The sequence below is a fragment of the Brasilonema angustatum genome (genome assembly GCF_059505445.1).
On the sequence record NZ_JCACKO010000001.1, the window covers coordinates 51,083 to 69,285 of the forward strand.

Sequence of the window (18,203 nt, forward strand, 5' to 3'; positions counted from 1 at the left end):
TAACCGAAGAATTTCACTCTGATGAAGTCAAAAAATGAATATTTCTTACAAGTATTTGAATTCTGAATGTTCAAGTCTGTCAGGAGAACTCTACTTGCTTTTTGGCAATATTTTGACATAATAGCTGTGTTTTGCTCAAATACCGCACACAAGCAAGCGATTGAAGAAATAATTCGTCATTTTTGAACCAAAAGGAGAATTCCACCAGCGTGAGGGATGACAACCAATTGGTGCAGCCAGCGTGTAGTCTAGGTCATCGCACTTTATCCATTTATTGTCTGCTCGCCAGCCTACACGCTCGCCAAATCGCTCAATGACTCCAGTATCTTGATTAATGGTGGTATCGAGTGAACCACCAACACTTTGATAAATCTGTATTTGCACACTGAAACCAAAGCGACCTTGGCTATAGTTTTTCCACAGGTTGTCTATCACTCGTAGTTCATCACAAGAAAACTGTCTCATGTCATCCGGAGTGATATCTCCCAACTCTGGCTCTCCTGTTATGGCTTGGATGACCCGGATTGTTTCCCAGTCTGCTTCTCGTAGGTTTCCTGTCGCTAACAACTCGCGCAGCTTCTTATATTTATGGATATCAGCAACCATTAAGAAATTTTCTTCTGAGCGAGCAATGCGATCGCCTAGATTTGATAACAGCTGATTGAGTTGTTGTAGCTGCACTTCTATCGCGCTTAAGCGAGTCGTGACTTCTGATTCATGCACTTCATTAGACATTGAATTCCTCACTAAAAAGGGAACATTTTCAAATTTTCCAATCCTGTACAGAGAATTTTGCTACAAGCCTTGTCAACTACCAATTTTTTTGATTAACTTGTTTCCATCTTCACACTATTCGTGCAAGAGGTCTACTCCTGATCGCACCTGTTTGTTGACTACTCCTTAAGAATTCAGTTGTGGTTGTAGTGTGTTTATGGGCGAGTAAGGGAACTTTATTTCTTTCAAGAAACACAGGGGTGTAGGGGTGTGGGGGTGTAAGGGGAGCCAGTACTTGATGAGGGTCTCCCTCCGTAGGTATCTGGCGTCCGGGTTCCCCGACTTGAGGCATCTGGTGAGACCAGCGCTGCAGGAGGGTTTCCCTCCGTAGGCGACTGGCGAACCCGAAGGGCGTTGTAAGGGGAAACAGGTGTTTCTTTCATCCATAACGGGTGGCGAATGCCGCCAGTCGGACGCTTTCAAGAAACACAGGGAACAGGGAACGCTTAACAGGGAAATGGTGTTTCTTTCATTCGTTGGGGGTGTGTAGTCGCGCCCCTTGGGCGCTCCATACCTAAACATAAGGCACTTACCACTGATAAAATGTCCCACCGTCACAAGCGCCTGAAAGGCTCGGCATCTACACTATCAACGGGTTTGCACACCGATTAACGACTACGGCGGGACATTTTATACCAATTCAAAATTAAAAATTCGTCTTGAAAAGTTTTGCGCCGGGAAACCCCTATGGCTAACGCCACGCCTTACGGTGAGACCAGCGCTCTTGGTAGGGTTTCCCTCCGCAGCACTGGTCTCACCGGACGCGCAAACTTTTCGCAAAATGAAGAAAGTCAGACATCACAAGGGTTTGGGAGTGTGTATCTATCGCATTCTTTTTTCAAATTGGTATAGCAGTTGCCAGGTAGATTAGGACATCAACTAATGATAAAACACGGAAACCACGGGACAATCACACGCCTGCTCCCTGCTCCCTGCTATATTATTTTTTGATTCTCCCTAAAAAGTAGAGGTTTGGTGTTTCGTTGTCTTGTCTATTCTTGTGGTTCTTCTCAGATTCTTGCTATTTCTTTGGGAAAATTTTGGGCGTTACAGATTTGATAGCGGAGCGTGGCGTTAGCCATAGCGTCCCCTTTTGACCTTGGCGAACAACAAAAATTCTGCTAAAAAATGTGTGTTTTCACTTTCACCCTATATTTTTCTGTCTTTTTAGAGACTAGTAGATAATATTAAGTTGGATTAATCTTTCTTCACTTTGCGAAACACAAAACCATAAAAAATAAAAAAATTATTAGAAAATATCAAACGGGGCGAATTTACTGAGAGACTAAGTATAGTTCAAACGGGGTCAGCTTATATAAAGACCCTGAATATACATTTTAAATGTTTTTTAAAAAGGGGTCATGTAGATTTAAAGACCCCAATGTTAGTTTAAATAACAATATGCAAAGCGCCAGACGAACAACTTGTCAGTCATGGCGCTTTTAACTTTCAACTTATGGGGTTCTTACCAAATACGGAGAAGGAATTGCTTTAGCGCTTCCTTTACTAACTAGTGCTTGGTAAACAAAGGCAGCAACTTCTGCCCTGGTAGCTTGACGATTAGGATTTAACTCCTTAACTGTGGGGTAATTTATCACCAGTTGCTGTGCAGTGGCTGCGGCTACTGAATTGGTGGCATAGTTGGGAATCTGGGAAGCATCGTTATATATGGAAAGGACATTCTGATTATTCACAGATAAGTTCATACCGCTTGCTAAGGAGACTAGTACCTGCACTCGCGGAATTTGTTGCTGTGGTTTAAAGGTACGATCAGGATACCCAGAAACAAAGCCACCTTGGTACGCAGATTGAATGACTTGGAAACCCCAGAAATTGTTGGCGACGTCGCTGAAGTTTGTGAGTTGGCGCTTAGCTGTGGGTGCAAAGGCTTTGGTCACAATGGCGGCAAATTGGGCACGGGTGACAGGTTCATCAGGTTTAAAAGTGCCATCGGGAAATCCAGCAATAATATTCTTAGAGGCTAGAGCTTCGATGTAGCTTTTTGCCCAATAATTTGCTGGCAAATCCTTAAACGCAACTGGACCACCTGCTGACGGTTCAACCTTGGCGGCGACAAATTCGACTTGACCAAGAATGCGCTTGGGGTCAATATCATTGCCGACCGCAACAATAGTATTCTTACCCTTGCTGTTGTTCACGTCATGGGCAGTATTACTGCGGATCAAGTTACCGCCAGGACTTTCAGCGGTGCCAAGATCAGGTGAAGCATTCATTATCACGATTATGCCATCACGTTTATTCTTTTGAATGACATTTTTACGGAGTACTGGTTTTGCTGATTCGGAAATAAACAGACCATCTTGGTTTCCAATAATCTGGTTTCCTTCTACTAGGGGTGTGGAAGTACCACCGATCGCTAAACCAAAACCTGTGTCCTGAAATAAATTATTCCGAATCTCTCCAGTCGCCGACTTAGCAACTGAAATCCCATTGCCTTTGTTTTGAACAAAGACATTATTTTCTATTTTTGGATTACCTTGACCTGTAACAAAAACACCATCTCGTATACTATTGGTAAACGTACTATTTGTGATTATAGGATTAGTCGATTCCACCCATATACCAGTACCACGTTGTTGTGGGTTGGTTACTGTTACTCCTGTGATCGTGCTATCTTTATCAGCACGAATCGTCATATTCTGACGGGCAAAGGTAGGACTAATGTAAACGCCACTACCTGTAATTAATACTCCCTGACCTTTTGTCGATTCATCACCGCGCAACGTCACGCTTTGTTTGATCAAAAGTGGAAAAGTTTCTCCACTTTCTTGGTTATAAGTACCAGGAGCAAGTTGAATAACTGTACCTGGCTGGGCTTGATTAAGAGCGTAAGTAATGGTTTTATATGGAGCAGCTTCCGAGTTACTAGCACTAGTGCTGTCTGTACCAGTTTGTGGATTGACGTAAATAACGCTCGCGGTAGTTGGGGCTTGCACTGGAGGAGTTTGCACTGAAGGATCTTGCACTGAAGGAGCTTGCGCCGTAACAGTTGAGGCGATACCTTTAGTGTCGATCGCACCAGCGTTAACCTCAGATACTGGTATTATGAACCCACCAGAAACGACTAATAAAGCGGTTAGTCTTGCTGGAAAAGACAAGGTAAATGCAAGGGATTTACCAGTTTGAATGCGAAAATTTTGCCTTTGCCGAGTATCAAATCCCTGAGGTGCCATTTTATTATTAATGATCTGCGGAAATAGTGTTAGTTGAATAAGGTGTCTCTAACAGCAGGCGTTGCTGTAAAACTCATGCAAACTATAGCTGAAGACCTGTATATTGACATCTGGGTTCCTGCGTTAAAAACAGAAATTTTTACATTCTTTTACATATAGTTTGCACATCGATGCGAATTTTGCGGTGTCGGGGTATTTCATACTTCCCTACACCAAGCAACTCTTATCCTACATTCTTTCTTCTACACTTAATACCACTCATCCGTATACAGATCAAAAAGAAATCAGATTTCTTCAAGAAACCTGATTTTTGAGGTTAAGTTATGTATTGTAAAAACAAAGGTGCAAGTCAATGCCCTACGGGCAGGGTGTAAGGGTGTAAGGGTATAAGGGTGTAGGGGCGTTATCAATAAGCATACCCGTAAGGAGCAAAAGTCAAAAACCTAGGTTATATCGCAAGCTTTTCGCTTCTCCTTAAATGGTATGTTTATTGATGCGTCCCCTGTATTAGTAAGCTAATGTTTCTAAGGTTTCGCGCAAATAACCTTGTACTTGTTCCTCAAGGCGTAGCTTCTGAAATTGAGTATCGCGTTCTAGTAGCCAGCGCTTGAAACCAGAACTTGCTGCGATCGCCGACTTTAAGTTATTCCAAATTTCAGTATTAGGACTAGATTGGTAATCCTTAGAAGTTTTCATTCCAGCCATAATTCCTTGTTCCTTAGTTTCAAATATGAATCTTTAGAGCTAAGTTTAATTAAGCTGTAGCTCTTGTAACTGTTACATTTTACTAATTCTTTATCAGGGTAGTATCTATCTTGCAGCAAATTCTGTGTTATTCGACACTAAAAGATTGAGTTATACTCACGGAAATAGCCCAAAAGATTATAGAAAAAATTCAAGTGGCTATGGCAAAGGCGAAACCTAGTTATCTTGATGATAGCGGCGCAAATCAGTCTTTGGGTTAATACCAATTCTGTGTAACGCTGATTTGGATCAAAAAGTATTGTAAAAATTAACTTAGATTCCGATCCCCGACTTTTCACCAGAAGTCGTAAATCTTGTTTATTCAATCTTAAATTTAGAAAACAAACAGTAATTTTACTTAAAATAGAGATAGATAAATTCGTAGAATGACCAAACACTGGTTGTGACAACATCTGCTCAAATAGTACCACTCGTCAGAGAACCTGAACGCCTAGAACTCCGACTACAAGAAATTCCGCCAGAACCTGGAGTTTATTTGATGCGAGATGCAAGCGATCGCATCATCTATATAGGCAAATCGCGGAAGTTGCGATCGCGTGTTCGTTCTTATTTTCGAGACTCACAAAGACTGAGCGAACGCATCGCTACAATGGTTAAGCAGGTGACAGAAATTGAATTCATTGTCACCGATACCGAAACTGAAGCTTTGGCGTTAGAAGCCAACCTGATCAAGCAGCACCTACCCTATTTCAACGTATTACTCAAGGATGATAAAAAATATCCTTACGTGTGTATTACATGGTCAGAAGATTATCCGCGTATTTTTATCACTCGCAAACGCCAAATAGGGAAAGAAAAAGATAAATTCTACGGACCTTATACTGATTCTGGCTTATTGCGGGAGATATTGCGCTTGTGTAAGCGTATCTTTCCTTTGCGACAACGTCCTCAGCCATTGTTTAAAGATCGTCCTTGCTTGAATTACGATTTAGGACGCTGTCCGGGTGTATGTCAGTTGCTGGTTTCACCAGAAGAATACCGCAAAACTGTGCAAAAAGTGGCGATGGTTTTTCAAGGTCGAAGTCAAGAACTGATCGAGACTTTAACTGAGCAAATGTACAAAGCCGCTGAATATGAAAACTTTGAGTCAGCAGCACGGATTCGCGATCAAATCACTGGATTAAAGTCCCTGAGTGCTGATCAAAAAGTGTCTCTACCAGATGATACAGTTTCCCGTGATGCGATTGCGCTCTTTAGTGACGAACAACTCGCCTGCATTCAATTATTTCAGATTCGCGCTGGACAATTGGTAGGACGTTTAGCATTTGTCGCGGATGCTCACGCGGAATCAGGTGCTATCTTACAAAGAGTGTTGGAAGAGCATTATCAAACTGCTGACTCTGTAGAAATTCCCACAGAGATTTTGGTACAACACGAATTGCCAGATGGGGAGATATTAGCGGATGTCCTGACTACGCGTAAGGGAAGAAAAGTCACGATTTTTAATCCACAGCGACAAGTCAAGGCAGAATTGATTGATATGGTGGAGCGAAATGCTCAATATGAGTTGCAACGAACGCAAAAATTAAGCGATCGCAACCAACAAGCGATGCACGATTTAGCCACCATCCTTGATTTACCCGAGTTACCTCACCGCATCGAAGGTTACGACATTTCCCATATCCAAGGTTCAAACGCCGTTGCTTCCCAAGTTGTGTTTATTGACGGTTTACCCGCCAAGCAGCACTATCGCCATTACAAAATCAAAAATCCTACAGTCACAACAGGACACTCAGACGATTTTGCCAGTCTTGCTGAAGTGATCCAGCGTCGCTTTCGCAAGTATATCGAAGAGCCGCACTTAGCGCGAATGGGAAATCCTGATTGGCCCGACCTTATCATGATAGATGGTGGTAAAGGTCAGTTGTCATCTGTGGTTACAGTCTTGCAAGAAATGAATTTATTGGAAGATTTGCGAGTCATTAGTTTGGCGAAACGGCGAGAAGAAATCTTTTTACCAGGAGAGTCTCAACCACTGGAAACAGAGTCAGAACAACCCGGAGTACAACTTTTGCGGCGCTTACGAGATGAGGCGCATCGGTTCGCCGTGAGTTTTCACAGACAGCAGCGTAGTGATAAATTGAAGCGATCGCGTTTAGATGAAATCTCTGGTTTGGGACACCATCGACAAAAGCAGCTTTTAGGACATTTTCGCTCAGTTGATTATATCCGACAAGCAACACCTGCACAGATTGCCGAAGTACCGGGTATTGGTCCTCGTTTGGCTCAAGAAATTTACGATTATTTCCATCCTTCTTGAAATTCGTATCACCTAATACTGTTTTCTTAACAAAAAAGTGTTGGGTAATTGATAATTTAAAAAAACCCATTATCCATTACCCATTACCTATTACCCATTACCCATTACCCATTACTAAGAACTACGTTAGCAAACATAGGCAATCTGGTTAATCTCCATAACTGGAATTTTTTATAAAATTTTTTGATCACGAGTTAATATGATTATCAATAGTAAACAAAAATAAAGAAAAGCTAAAAATTTACATATTGTTACTAGTCCTAAAGATACAGTGAGTTTTTAATGAGTGCTTTTTAGATATGCCTATTTACAGATTACAGTCATTCGCTTCTAGATTTTAACTATTGAAGTTTAGCCTCCAAGGAAATTTTCGATAGTCTCACAGCGTTTGCTTGCGATCACAGACCGTTTGAGAGCTTGAGTCTGAGAAAAAGTAAAGAAGATCCCCTCTTCCCCCTACACCCCTACACCCCTACACCCCTATACCCCTACACCCTTAGTTCCGGTCAATTCCACTTCCCAAAAAGTTCTATATCTCATAGTAAAAAAGAAAAAGTTGATCTGACTACAAAAAACGAAGTCTCAACGTCTTAGCGATTGGGATCACGGAATTTATAATTAAAGTGAAAAAAGATAAATGATTTATATATCCAGAGTTGGATAACACAGACCTTTAAAATAAAGATAATTAAATAAAGACAAAGAAGAAAGAACAGTTCATTTTATGTTAATGTAAGCGATATAAATTATGGTTTGTTTAATTTTGTAAATCTTATCGATTTACAGGTTTCATTTGCGTTTTTTCAAAAAAATACGAAAGTTAAGGATTTTAAAATGCAGATAGTACAAAATGTTCGCTGCCCAAACTGTGGTAGCGAAGGTGAAAGACATTATTTATTAGATAGTCAACTAACTCGGACACAATGTGCAACCTGTGACTACTTAATGATCACTTGTACACGTACTAACAAAGTGATTGAAGCTTACGCTCCAGGTATTCTTGCACCGCGTTAGTTAAATACTGAATACTGAGTCCTGATTTGTCAGAGGAAATGACTCACAAATCAGGACTCTTTTTTGTTCTCAATTGTCCACAAGCAGCATCAGCTTCTAAACCACGGGAGTAGCGAACACTAACCGCAATTTGTTGCTGCTTGAGGACTTTGACAAAAGCTTGAATTCGATTTTCGTTAGGGCGTTTGTAGTCTGCTTCTGTGATGGGATTGTATGGAATCAAATTCACATGACTCTGGAATCCTCGCAGGTGTCGTGCTAATTCCAAAGCGTGTTCTGGCAAATCGTTCACGCCAGCAAGAAGAACGTATTCAAAACTGACACGGCGTCCAGTGATTTTCACATACTCCCGACATTCGGTAAGCAAATCTTCTATAGGATAGGAACGGGCGCTGGGAATGAGTTGTTCCCGCAGTGCTTGGTTGGGGGCATGGAGACTCACAGCAAGAGTGACTTGTAATTGGTGTTGAGCAAGCTGGCGAATGCGATCGCGTATTCCAACAGTAGAGACAGTCAAGTTACGCTGTCCAATACCCACATCTTGATTTAAAGATTTGACAGCTCCTATGACATGATCTGTATTCAACAACGGTTCACCCATACCCATAAATACCACATGGCTGACTCGTTGTTGAAAATCTTCTTGAACCGTCAACACCTGATCAACAATTTCATGACGTCCCAAATTGCGCTTATATCCTTGTTTACCAGTAGCGCAAAAATCGCACGCCATCGGACAACCCACTTGAGTTGAAACGCAAACTGTTAAGCGCTTTTCTGCCGGAATACCCACACATTCAATAATTTGATTATCACTGAGTTGCAAAAGATATTTGACAGTACCATCAGCAGCAACAGAGCGGTACTGTATATTTGAGCGCCCGATGGGAATTTCTGCAACTTCAGCACGCCATTGTTTAGAAAAGACAGAAATATCCGAGAGCGATCGCACTCCCTTTTGATAAATCCACTCGTGCAGTTGCTTTCCTCTGTAAGCCGGTTGTCCCTGTTGCTGTACCCAAGCCGTTAACTCCTCTAAACTTGCTCCTACAAGCGGTGGAATAGAGATGTTTGGTTGTTGAACAACACTAGTTTTCGGGGAGGGGAGTACAGGGACAGATTTAGCAGACATGGTAGTTAGGAATTCGCTTTGAATCTCTATGTTAGGCGTTAAGCGTAGCTCTGCCGTAGGCAATCGCTGCTCTTGTTGTTTGAGTTTATCACTTCTGCTCAGTCATCTACATTTAAGGAGGGTTGCCACAGATATTCTCGCAAGTTCATTTTTCCTTCTGTGTTAAATTTTATCCCTTCTTGCTCCAGGAGCGATCGCTGCAAATTATCTCCTCCATATCGTGAAGGAGATTGAGATATCTCGCCTTTGGCATTAATAACTCGATGCCAAGGGATATCGGATACCATATCCACTCGGTAGAGAGCATAACCTACTACACGCGCTTTACCATATAGATTTGCTAAATCTGCCACCTGTCCATAGGTTGCTACTTTCCCCTTGGGAATCTGACGCACTATTTGATAGATGATGTCGTAAGTAGACACTGGCACTCATTCAATAGAACTCTAAGGCATTTGTACAAAAAACTAACCGAAAGTTGTGCCGTTCCAGCCCCACATCGCACCCTTGGCGTCAGCGAACTCTATATATATACGATTTTGAGGCACTTTTAGCGCCTTGTTAATCTCCTGGCAAAAGTCTTGGCTCATCGCCTCGGTTTGGTCTGGCTTCATTGTACCGACACTTTTAACCTCGATGTAGCATACTGGATCAGTCGTGCCAGCAAATGTCATGGGAACTGCTGGTTCAAAAGCTGTCATAATGTAGCTTTCTGGTTTTCCGGTATGCTTGGCTAACTTAGCCGATAGGCTTTTGAGCAATGCTTCAACTTCTTCTCCAAGAGGAGCAGATACAGAAGTTTGTACTTTAATTAAAGGCATAGTAACAATTCAAAGTTCAAAATTCAAAATTATCAATCTTGATAGTATCAAGTCATTTTACCGAAAGGAAGCAAATTCCTTCTTGTCTACCTTGTCCTCCTTGTCCCCATGTCCTCTTCAACTGTGAGACGAGCGAAACAGGTGACTATGTTCAGGATGATATAAACGAGAGCGTGCTGATGCTTGGGAAAGTGCAGGGCTGACTACGTAAAGTGTGGTACGAATCAGCTTTTCTTGGTGAGTACAATCTGCCATTTGATTGAGGGGAACTACTCTGATTTTTTCATCACTCCATCCTAAGCGATAACAAATAGCTACTTGTGTTTCAGGTGAGTAGTGTTGCAGGAGTTTGGCTTGGGCTGCTTCAACGTGACGTGCACTCAAATATAAACATAGACTAGCCTGGTGAGCTGCTAAAGTGGTTAATTCTTCTGTTTCAGGAACTTCTGTGCGTCCGCTGATGCGCGTGAGTATGATTGTTTGGACTAAACCGGGAACTGTGAGTTCTACTTTGAGTTTCGCGGCTGCTGCTTGAAAGGCACTAATACCTGGTATCACTTCAAAAGGAATTTCCGCTTCTGCCAAAAGATACATTTGCTCATGGATAGCGCTGTAAAGACTGGGATCGCCGGAATGGAGACGAACGACAGATTTGTGCGATCGCACTCGTTCGATCATAATTGGCAAAATCTCTTCCAAAGTCTTGTTCACAGAGGGAATAATTTCTGCATCTTCACGGCAAAGCTCTAAAATCTGTTGGGGTACTAAAGAATCAGCAAATAAAATGACATCGGCAAGTTTTAGGAGTTTTTGCGCCTTAACGGTCAATAACTCTGGGTCTCCAGGACCTGCACCGACGATGTACACACCAGATTGTAGAGATATATAATTACTTTTTGTCATTCACGCTTGTTAGTAGATTCGTGCATATAACAACATACAGCAACTCATCCAAAAATTTTTTTGGCATTTCCTCAGTATCTTTCCGGATAGAACCCCTCCTTCTAGTAGAGTGTATTGGTAGATGCACCCTGGTTAAGCCCTAGAGAATTCTCTGGGGCATTTTTTATTCAGTGAACAGGAAACAGTAAACAGTGAACAGTGAACGCTTAACAGGGAACAGGGAACGCTTAACAGGCTGCTGATAACTGATAACTGATAACTGTTAAAGCTTTTTGGGTAAGTAAGTGGACAGATATATTTAATGTCATTGCGCTAACGCAATGACATGGTTACGATTATTTATGTCCACTTACTTATGAGCTAGTTAAACAACCGCTGGTTCTAGTAGCTTGATATTGAAATAAGCGAACTCAGTTGTTGTGCTAGCGCCATCTTTATACTCTTGGACAACTTGCTTAGTCATCACATAGTAATCGTCTATTTTCTGATAAGAATCTTCAAATTTGAGAATGCTGGTAATTTCATTAGTTTTCAAGTTACGAAAAACCGCATCATAGCGAGTTCCAAGGTAACCAGAACCTGTATCTAAATTTTCGTGAGTATTAATAATAAAAGCCATACGACCCAGGATGCGACTAACCTGACAAATCTCATTGCCCCGGACTTTATAATTTGAACCCATAGAGTCGCCATTTACCAGAATTTCTATTGCACCATCGGAGTCTTGTTCACCGAGGCAAAACTCGTGGTTTCCATGAGACTGCTCAAAATTTGTATGTTTACGGTGGGTAACTATATCTCGCAATTGTGTAGAAATCCCTTCTTCTACTTGCTCATCTGCAACACCTGTAACTTCTACGCTTAAATCGCGGTTGATGCGAATCTTACCTGTGTAAACTTCATCTGGTTGAACGAGTTGCACATCTGCACTGTAGCCAGGAAAGTTTTCATCCCAAGTGTAACGACTTTCGTAAGCGGTTTGGAATATCTGACGGGCTGTTGTTGGATGTGTCATATAACCATTTTGACTTCACCTACTCCTCCAGTTTAGTTCACTGAGCACGGCAAATCCGTGAAATCAGTTAAGCTAATCCGCATTTAAGCTGCATAATATAAATGCAGAGCCAATTGAAAGTAACTATGCCACCACCAGCCAAAAACTTTTTAACTTCGGAACAAGTTACTCAGCTACAGGAAACTCTTAAGGAGAGTGAGCTACCACACGTAAGGGAAAGAATTTTAATTATTCTGCTCCAAAACGATGGCAGGACACAACAAGAGATCTCTAGATTTTTAGGTTGTTCTCCTAGAACAGTTGCATATTGGTGTATGCACGGAGAACCAGATAATCTAGAAAGTTTACATAACAAACGAGATTACGAGCATTACCGAAAAGCCACTCCTGAGTATATTGAACTGTTATTGAAAATAGTTGATCAAGAGCGATCAGATTTGGGTTATGAATTTGGTAGATGGACGGCAGAGAGATTAGCCACATATTTAACAGAGCAAACAGGTATTGACTTAAGTAGCTCTCAAGTCAGGAGGATATTAAAGCAAAAAAAGTATAGTTACATCTGGGCTAAATATGACTTAGAAGATAAGCAAAATCCCATAATTAGAGCAGAATTCCAAGAGAAACTTGCTCAATATCTAGCGATAGCAAGAGTTCAGCCAGAGCGACTGCAGGTATGGTTTTGGGACGAGAGCGGTTTCAGTTTACGCGTGATACGCCGCAAGAATTGGGGTAAGCGAGGACAACGCAAAAATATTACAGGACAACGACGACGTGGACGGGTCAATGTAATGGGAGGAATTCGAGAAGGAGATCGCAAACGGGTATGTTTTTTTCTTAAAAAAGGTGAGGGATATATCTTTTATGAACAGTTACAGCAACTAAATAAATTAATTAAAGAAGAGTGGGTAAGCCAAGGAAACCGCGCCGAAGATTTTCAGGAGCGTGGTCCCAAGATTATTTTAATTTTAGATAATGCTAGTTTTCATAAACGTAAAGATATTCTCGCTAAAATTGCCCAAGAACTACCTAACTTTGTACTAGAATTTTTGCCTGCATATAGTCCTGACTACAACATCATCGAATTAGTCTGGTATTCATGTAAGGAATACATTGCTCATCGTTTATTCCAATCAGTAGATGAGTTGAAGTCTTTATTAAATAAACTCTTGAATCAGGGTGAGTTAGTCATTAAGTGGCATCGTCAAATAAAAAATAAAGGCAATAGCGCCTATGTTGCAATTTAAATGCCGATTAGCTTATCAGTCATCAGTTATCAGTTATAAGCAGCCTGTTAAGCGTTCCCTATTCCCTGTTCCCTATTCCCTGTTCCCTATTCCCTGTTCACTGTTCACTGTTTCCTACAACTCTTGAGAATCGCTATCTGAGGACGAAACCATAACTGGTTGTTGATAAAGCGGAACAGTGAAAGTTACTGTTGATCCTAGCCCTTCGCCCAAGCTATAAAAATTAACCTGACCTCCCATCGCCTCTACTAGCTTTTGGGATATTGCTAGTCCCAAACCTGTACCACCGTATTGACGAGTGCGGGAGCTATCTACCTGACTAAATAATTGAAACAGTTTTTCCTGTTTGTCGAGAGAGACACCAATGCCAGTGTCTGCCACACGCACTCTCACCATACCAGGAAATTGTTGGTCTTGAAATGTCACTTTTTTGCGAACGACATCGGTGGTAACAGTTATACCGCCTTCATGAGTGAATTTGATCGCATTACCAACCAGATTTAGCATCACTTGCTTGAGACGTTGGTAATCACCATAGACGATAACTTCATCAGAGGTAGGAGGCATATTAATTTGAACGCTGAGATTTCTCCCCTCTGCTTGAGGTCGCATAAAACCTTCTACATCACTGAATAGCTCATCTAGTTTGACTGATTGCAATTCCAGTTCCATTCTGTCTGCTTCAATTCTGGCAATGTCTAAGATGTCATTGATAATATCAAGCAGATACAGTGATGATTTATGAGCTTCTTCCAGAAACTGTCTTTGTTCTTCTGGATCATCAGCCATGCCTTCCAAAATTAACTTCAAAAATCCGATAATACCGTTAAGTGGTGTTCTCAGCTCATGGGTGACATTGGCGAGAAATTCTCTGATGCGGCGAGTGGCTTGTTCGGCTAGTTGACGCGCGTCTACCAATTCTTTGTATAAAGTTGCGTGGGCGATCGCTGTTCCTAGCTGATCTGCCACATCTTTTGCTATTTCAAGTTCTTCTGGGCTGACTGCACAACATTTTGTGCCTAAAGTAACAGCAATCAATCCATTAGGTTCGTCTTGATGGGAAGTCGCAACCACTAACATTTTCTGCTGGTCGAACTCAAGATGTTGTGGGTTTTCTGCCAAAAGAGGTTGTAGAGTTGCCAATGCGTGAGCAAAGCTCGGCTCAGAAGCTATATCTATTTCCAAGCCAAGCATAGAACTTAAAGATGGCTGGTGATACTCTGCTATCACCTCCACTTTCGTGCTAGGGGACTGGTAGGGACAAATGATGCAGCGTTCCAATTGCAGCCCTTTCCCCAAACTATCCACCGTTTGTTGGCAAATAATATCCAGATCCAATGTCCGCCGAATATTTCTGGTAATTTGGTTTATGAGTTTATGGTGACGCCGTGAACGTGTGGCTGAATCTAGCTCTACAGGTGTTTGAGATGTCAAGTTTTTTTCTTCTTTGCTGAGTGCTGTTTGCAGCAGTCGTCCCATGACTAAAACTGTTGTTGGAGTGCATGCCTTCGAGGGCATTATTGGACTGATCACCAACTCCAACTCAAACAACTGCTGACCGTAGCTAAACCAGCACTGATACCTTTGAGGTATCAAACTTGTCAAACTTAGCTGCAATTTTTCCACATATGCAGCCTTATCTACTGGGGTGAAGGCACATTCTTTTCCGCTTTGATCTTCAAGAATTTGCACAGGATTTAACCCTAGGCATTCGCTGTGTTGCCACCAGAAACTTAGATAGCGTCCTGTACTATCTTGCGTGTACACCAACTCGGCTCCTAAATTTGCCCATGAGCCATTAGTGTTACTGGTAATATCTTTTAGATTTTCTGACAATATGTTCGACCTTTGGGAGTTAGCAGTAATACTCATGACCCGAGTTGGATAACACAGAAGCCAACCCAGTAAAGAAGCTTTACGATTCGCTGGCTTAGTTGGGAAGAAATTTTTATGGCTTTAGCACACGCTTAGCGGCGATTAATGAATTGTTCTGCCAGAAAACACATTTTCAAATCCTTATACAGCAAGAATTTAGAAATATCGTGTTTCTTTGATATTTCACTGCCATAGGCATGCCCATGTCTGTTGCTACGAGTGCAATCGCCGCCTGAGGGAGGCTTAATATTTAGCATCAAAATTTTACATTTTTTCATCCTCCATATGTGTCTTACTTTTTACATTTTTGAGCTTTTTGTGAATTTAATCGTTCCACTCTCCCCGAGATGGTAAAGGTTTACGCACAGGTGTGCGCGTCAGTTCATCGTCTCTTGGGCTTTCACCCTTCAACCATTGACGGATCGCCACCTCAATAACTTTGCTTGGATCATTGGTGAGATGGTGAATTTGTTCTAGTAAGTCGGAGTCGAGGCGAATAGCAATCTCTACCTTATCGGCAAGTCTTTGTTCCGCATCGGTAGTTTTCTCTTTCATATTCATAGGATGATATACTCTGAACTTGTTTTTCCTAGCCTTTGTAAACTCGCTTTCTTCACATCAGTAGGGCACCTGTCAAGCACCTCTGCCAGAAGGCGTTGGGCTTGAATTTGAGCACCAAGGCGGCTTTTGCACCTCTTTTTCGGGGGAAGAGGACACCCCCGCCGCAAGAGGTGGGGGGATTGCGGGTAGCCGTTGCCCATGAAGTCCGTATTTTGTACTTCTTGTTGTTTATTGTACGCCCCTAACGGATAAATACGATAAGCTATGCATAGACCTTCATATCTTCATTAAAAAGTCTACAAGTTAATATTCATTTGTCAGTAGTCATTAGTCAATAGTCCTTAGTCCTTAGTCCTTAGTCAAAATTTCTTCTTTCGTGCTTGCCTCCTCCCATCTCCTCATCTTCCCATATCACCGTCTTAGCCCAGAAAGCATTAAAATACGTTAAGTATATTGCTCTTTTATCCTTTGTTGCTGATAAACCAAAGAACTATATGACTGACGTACCTGCAGCTCGTATTCGCAATTTTTGTATTATAGCTCACATTGATCACGGGAAATCTACCCTAGCAGACCGCTTGCTGCAAGTGACAGGCACTGTAGATCAGCGGGAGATGAAAGAACAGTTCCTCGACAACATGGATTTGGAACGAGAGCGCGGCATTACAATTAAGCTACAAGCTGCCCGAATGAATTACAAGGCAAAGGATGGTCAGGAGTATGTACTGAATTTGATTGATACTCCTGGGCATGTTGATTTTTCGTATGAAGTATCTCGTAGTCTTGCTGCTTGCGAAGGTGCACTGTTGGTAGTGGATGCTTCCCAAGGAGTGGAAGCTCAAACTCTGGCAAATGTTTACTTAGCCTTAGAGCATAACTTGGAAATTATCCCGGTTTTAAATAAAATCGACTTACCAGGAGCAGAACCAGAGCGAGTCATTGGGGAAATTGAAGAAATTATCGGTTTAGATTGTAGTAATGCAATTCTTGCCTCTGCCAAAGAGGGAATTGGTGTTGGTGATATTTTAGAGGCAGTTGTTGAGCGCATACCAGCACCACGAAATACGGTGAGCGATCGCCTACGGGCATTAATTTTTGATAGCTATTACGACAGTTACCGGGGAGTGATAGTTTATTTCCGGGTGATGGATGGCACACTCAAAAAGGGCGATCGCGTTTATCTGTTGGCTTCTGACAAGGAATACGAAATTGACGAGTTAGGAGTGCTTTCTCCCACTCAAAAGCAGGTTGAAGAACTGCACGCTGGAGAAGTCGGTTATTTAGCAGCAGCAATTAAAGCTGTAGCTGATGCACGGGTGGGAGATACAATGACCTTATCTAACGCCAAAGCCACTGAAGCATTGCCTGGTTATACAGAAGCTAACCCAATGGTCTTCTGTGGAATGTTCCCCATTGATGCTGACCAATTTGAAGACTTACGCGAAGCCTTGGATAAGCTGAAACTTAACGATGCAGCACTGCACTTTGAACCAGAAACTTCTAGCGCGATGGGTTTTGGTTTCCGCTGTGGCTTCTTAGGCTTACTGCATATGGAAATTGTCCAAGAACGCCTAGAGCGAGAGTACAACCTCGACTTAATCATTACTGCTCCTTCTGTAGTTTACAAGGTATACACTCTCAAAGGCGAAGAACTTTACATCGACAACCCCAGTCACTTACCCTCTCCCAACGAACGGGAAAAAATCGAAGAACCCTATGTCCAAGTGGATATGATTACGCCAGAAGGTTACGTTGGCACTTTGATGGAGTTGTCGCAAAATCGACGTGGTGTCTTCAAAGATATGAAGTATCTCACCCAAGGACGTACTACACTCACTTACGAGTTGCCCTTGGCAGAAGTTGTTACGGACTTCTTTGATCAAATGAAATCCCGCTCTCGGGGATATGCCAGCATGGAATATAAACTGATTGGCTACCGGGAAAACCCGCTAGTCAAGCTCGATATTTTAATTAATGGCGATCCTGTGGATTCTTTGGCGATGATTGTCCACAGAGATAAAGCATACAACGTCGGGCGGTCAATGGCAGAAAAACTCAAAGAGTTAATTCCCCGCCATCAATTTAAAGTACCAATTCAAGCATCGATTGGTAGTAAAGTCATTGCCAGTGAACACATTCCGGCATTGCGGAAAGACGTACTTGCCAAGTGTTACGGTGGTGACATTAGCCGGAAGAAGAAACTCTTGCAGAAGCAAGCCAAAGGTAAAAAGCGGATGAAATCTGTGGGTACGGTGGATGTACCGCAGGAAGCTTTTATGGCAGTACTGCGTTTGGATCAGCAGTAACTCTACCTTTTTCTCTGTTGTTTCTCTGTTGATGGTTCGGGGTTTTGGAACCGCAGATGCACGAGCTTTGGACGCAGATAATCACAGATAATTTATCTGTGTGCATCTGTGTTTATCTGTGGTTTCATTTTCAAAATATTGACTTTACATGGTGAAAATTCGACTTTATGACTCAAAGGATGTAGAAGACATTGTTCAGCTTTGGTATCGAACTTGGCACCAGACATTTCCCAATATTCAACACCCACAGCGATATAGGGAACGCTTAACAAGCAATTTAAAGATGTACCTAGTTTCACAAAAATCAAATAGGGATCCTATATATTTTTCCCAACA

The 18,203-nt window shown here is 42.0% G+C and carries 14 protein-coding genes; 4 read left to right on the forward strand and 10 right to left on the reverse strand.

Features of this window, described 5'->3' with window-relative positions:
• Positions 1 to 135: 135 nt before the first annotated feature.
• From AC5JM2_RS00235 to AC5JM2_RS00245, 3 genes are all read right to left on the reverse strand, one after another.
• Positions 136 to 735: a GUN4 domain-containing protein gene (locus AC5JM2_RS00235; RefSeq protein ID WP_210613910.1), complete on the reverse strand. Its 600-nt coding sequence runs from the start codon at positions 733 to 735 to the stop codon at positions 136 to 138.
• A gap of 1,493 nt (positions 736 to 2,228) precedes the next feature.
• Positions 2,229 to 3,968 (reverse strand): DUF1565 domain-containing protein, encoded by a 1,740-nt coding sequence (locus AC5JM2_RS00240; RefSeq protein ID WP_495832912.1) that lies wholly within the window; start codon positions 3,966 to 3,968, stop codon positions 2,229 to 2,231.
• 507 nt (positions 3,969 to 4,475) lie between these two features.
• Positions 4,476 to 4,673 (reverse strand): hypothetical protein, encoded by a 198-nt coding sequence (locus AC5JM2_RS00245; RefSeq protein WP_495832913.1) that lies wholly within the window; start codon positions 4,671 to 4,673, stop codon positions 4,476 to 4,478.
• A gap of 442 nt (positions 4,674 to 5,115) precedes the next feature.
• Here AC5JM2_RS00245 and uvrC point away from each other — a divergent pair, with 442 nt between their 5' ends.
• Both uvrC and AC5JM2_RS00255 read left to right on the forward strand, forming a co-directional pair.
• Positions 5,116 to 6,993, forward strand: a complete 1,878-nt coding sequence (uvrC, locus tag AC5JM2_RS00250) for an excinuclease ABC subunit UvrC (RefSeq protein WP_495832914.1) — start codon at positions 5,116 to 5,118, stop codon at positions 6,991 to 6,993.
• Between the two features lie 834 nt (positions 6,994 to 7,827).
• Positions 7,828 to 8,007 (forward strand): replication restart DNA helicase PriA, encoded by a 180-nt coding sequence (locus AC5JM2_RS00255; protein ID WP_169267798.1) that lies wholly within the window; start codon positions 7,828 to 7,830, stop codon positions 8,005 to 8,007.
• A 43-nt stretch (positions 8,008 to 8,050) separates the two neighbouring features.
• On the opposite strand, the gene rlmN is transcribed toward AC5JM2_RS00255, so the two are convergent.
• The 5 genes from rlmN to AC5JM2_RS00280 form a co-directional block, all read right to left on the reverse strand.
• A complete protein-coding gene (rlmN, locus tag AC5JM2_RS00260; RefSeq protein ID WP_495832915.1) occupies positions 8,051 to 9,139 on the reverse strand; it encodes a dual-specificity RNA methyltransferase RlmN in 1,089 nt (362 codons plus the stop codon).
• A 98-nt stretch (positions 9,140 to 9,237) separates the two neighbouring features.
• Positions 9,238 to 9,564, reverse strand: a complete 327-nt coding sequence (locus tag AC5JM2_RS00265; RefSeq protein WP_495832916.1) for an MGMT family protein — start codon at positions 9,562 to 9,564, stop codon at positions 9,238 to 9,240.
• Positions 9,565 to 9,606: 42 nt separating this feature from the next.
• Entirely contained in the window at positions 9,607 to 9,960 is a 354-nt protein-coding gene (locus AC5JM2_RS00270) for a phenylpyruvate tautomerase MIF-related protein (protein WP_495832917.1), read from the reverse strand.
• A 117-nt stretch (positions 9,961 to 10,077) separates the two neighbouring features.
• Entirely contained in the window at positions 10,078 to 10,863 is a 786-nt protein-coding gene (gene cobM / locus AC5JM2_RS00275) for a precorrin-4 C(11)-methyltransferase (RefSeq protein WP_495832918.1), read from the reverse strand.
• 364 nt (positions 10,864 to 11,227) lie between these two features.
• A complete protein-coding gene (locus tag AC5JM2_RS00280; RefSeq protein ID WP_495832919.1) occupies positions 11,228 to 11,878 on the reverse strand; it encodes a DUF3386 domain-containing protein in 651 nt (216 codons plus the stop codon).
• A gap of 125 nt (positions 11,879 to 12,003) precedes the next feature.
• Here AC5JM2_RS00280 and AC5JM2_RS00285 point away from each other — a divergent pair, with 125 nt between their 5' ends.
• A complete protein-coding gene (locus AC5JM2_RS00285) occupies positions 12,004 to 13,125 on the forward strand; it encodes an IS630 family transposase (protein WP_495832939.1) in 1,122 nt (373 codons plus the stop codon).
• A gap of 114 nt (positions 13,126 to 13,239) precedes the next feature.
• Here AC5JM2_RS00285 and AC5JM2_RS00290 read toward each other — a convergent pair whose 3' ends face one another.
• Positions 13,240 to 14,997 (reverse strand): ATP-binding protein, encoded by a 1,758-nt coding sequence (locus AC5JM2_RS00290; protein ID WP_495832920.1) that lies wholly within the window; start codon positions 14,995 to 14,997, stop codon positions 13,240 to 13,242.
• A gap of 327 nt (positions 14,998 to 15,324) precedes the next feature.
• Positions 15,325 to 15,561, reverse strand: a complete 237-nt coding sequence (locus tag AC5JM2_RS00295; RefSeq protein WP_495832921.1) for a hypothetical protein — start codon at positions 15,559 to 15,561, stop codon at positions 15,325 to 15,327.
• Between the two features lie 494 nt (positions 15,562 to 16,055).
• On the opposite strand from AC5JM2_RS00295, the gene lepA reads away from it, so the two are divergent.
• A complete protein-coding gene (gene lepA, locus AC5JM2_RS00300) occupies positions 16,056 to 17,867 on the forward strand; it encodes a translation elongation factor 4 (protein WP_495832922.1) in 1,812 nt (603 codons plus the stop codon).
• Positions 17,868 to 18,203: the final 336 nt, after the last annotated feature.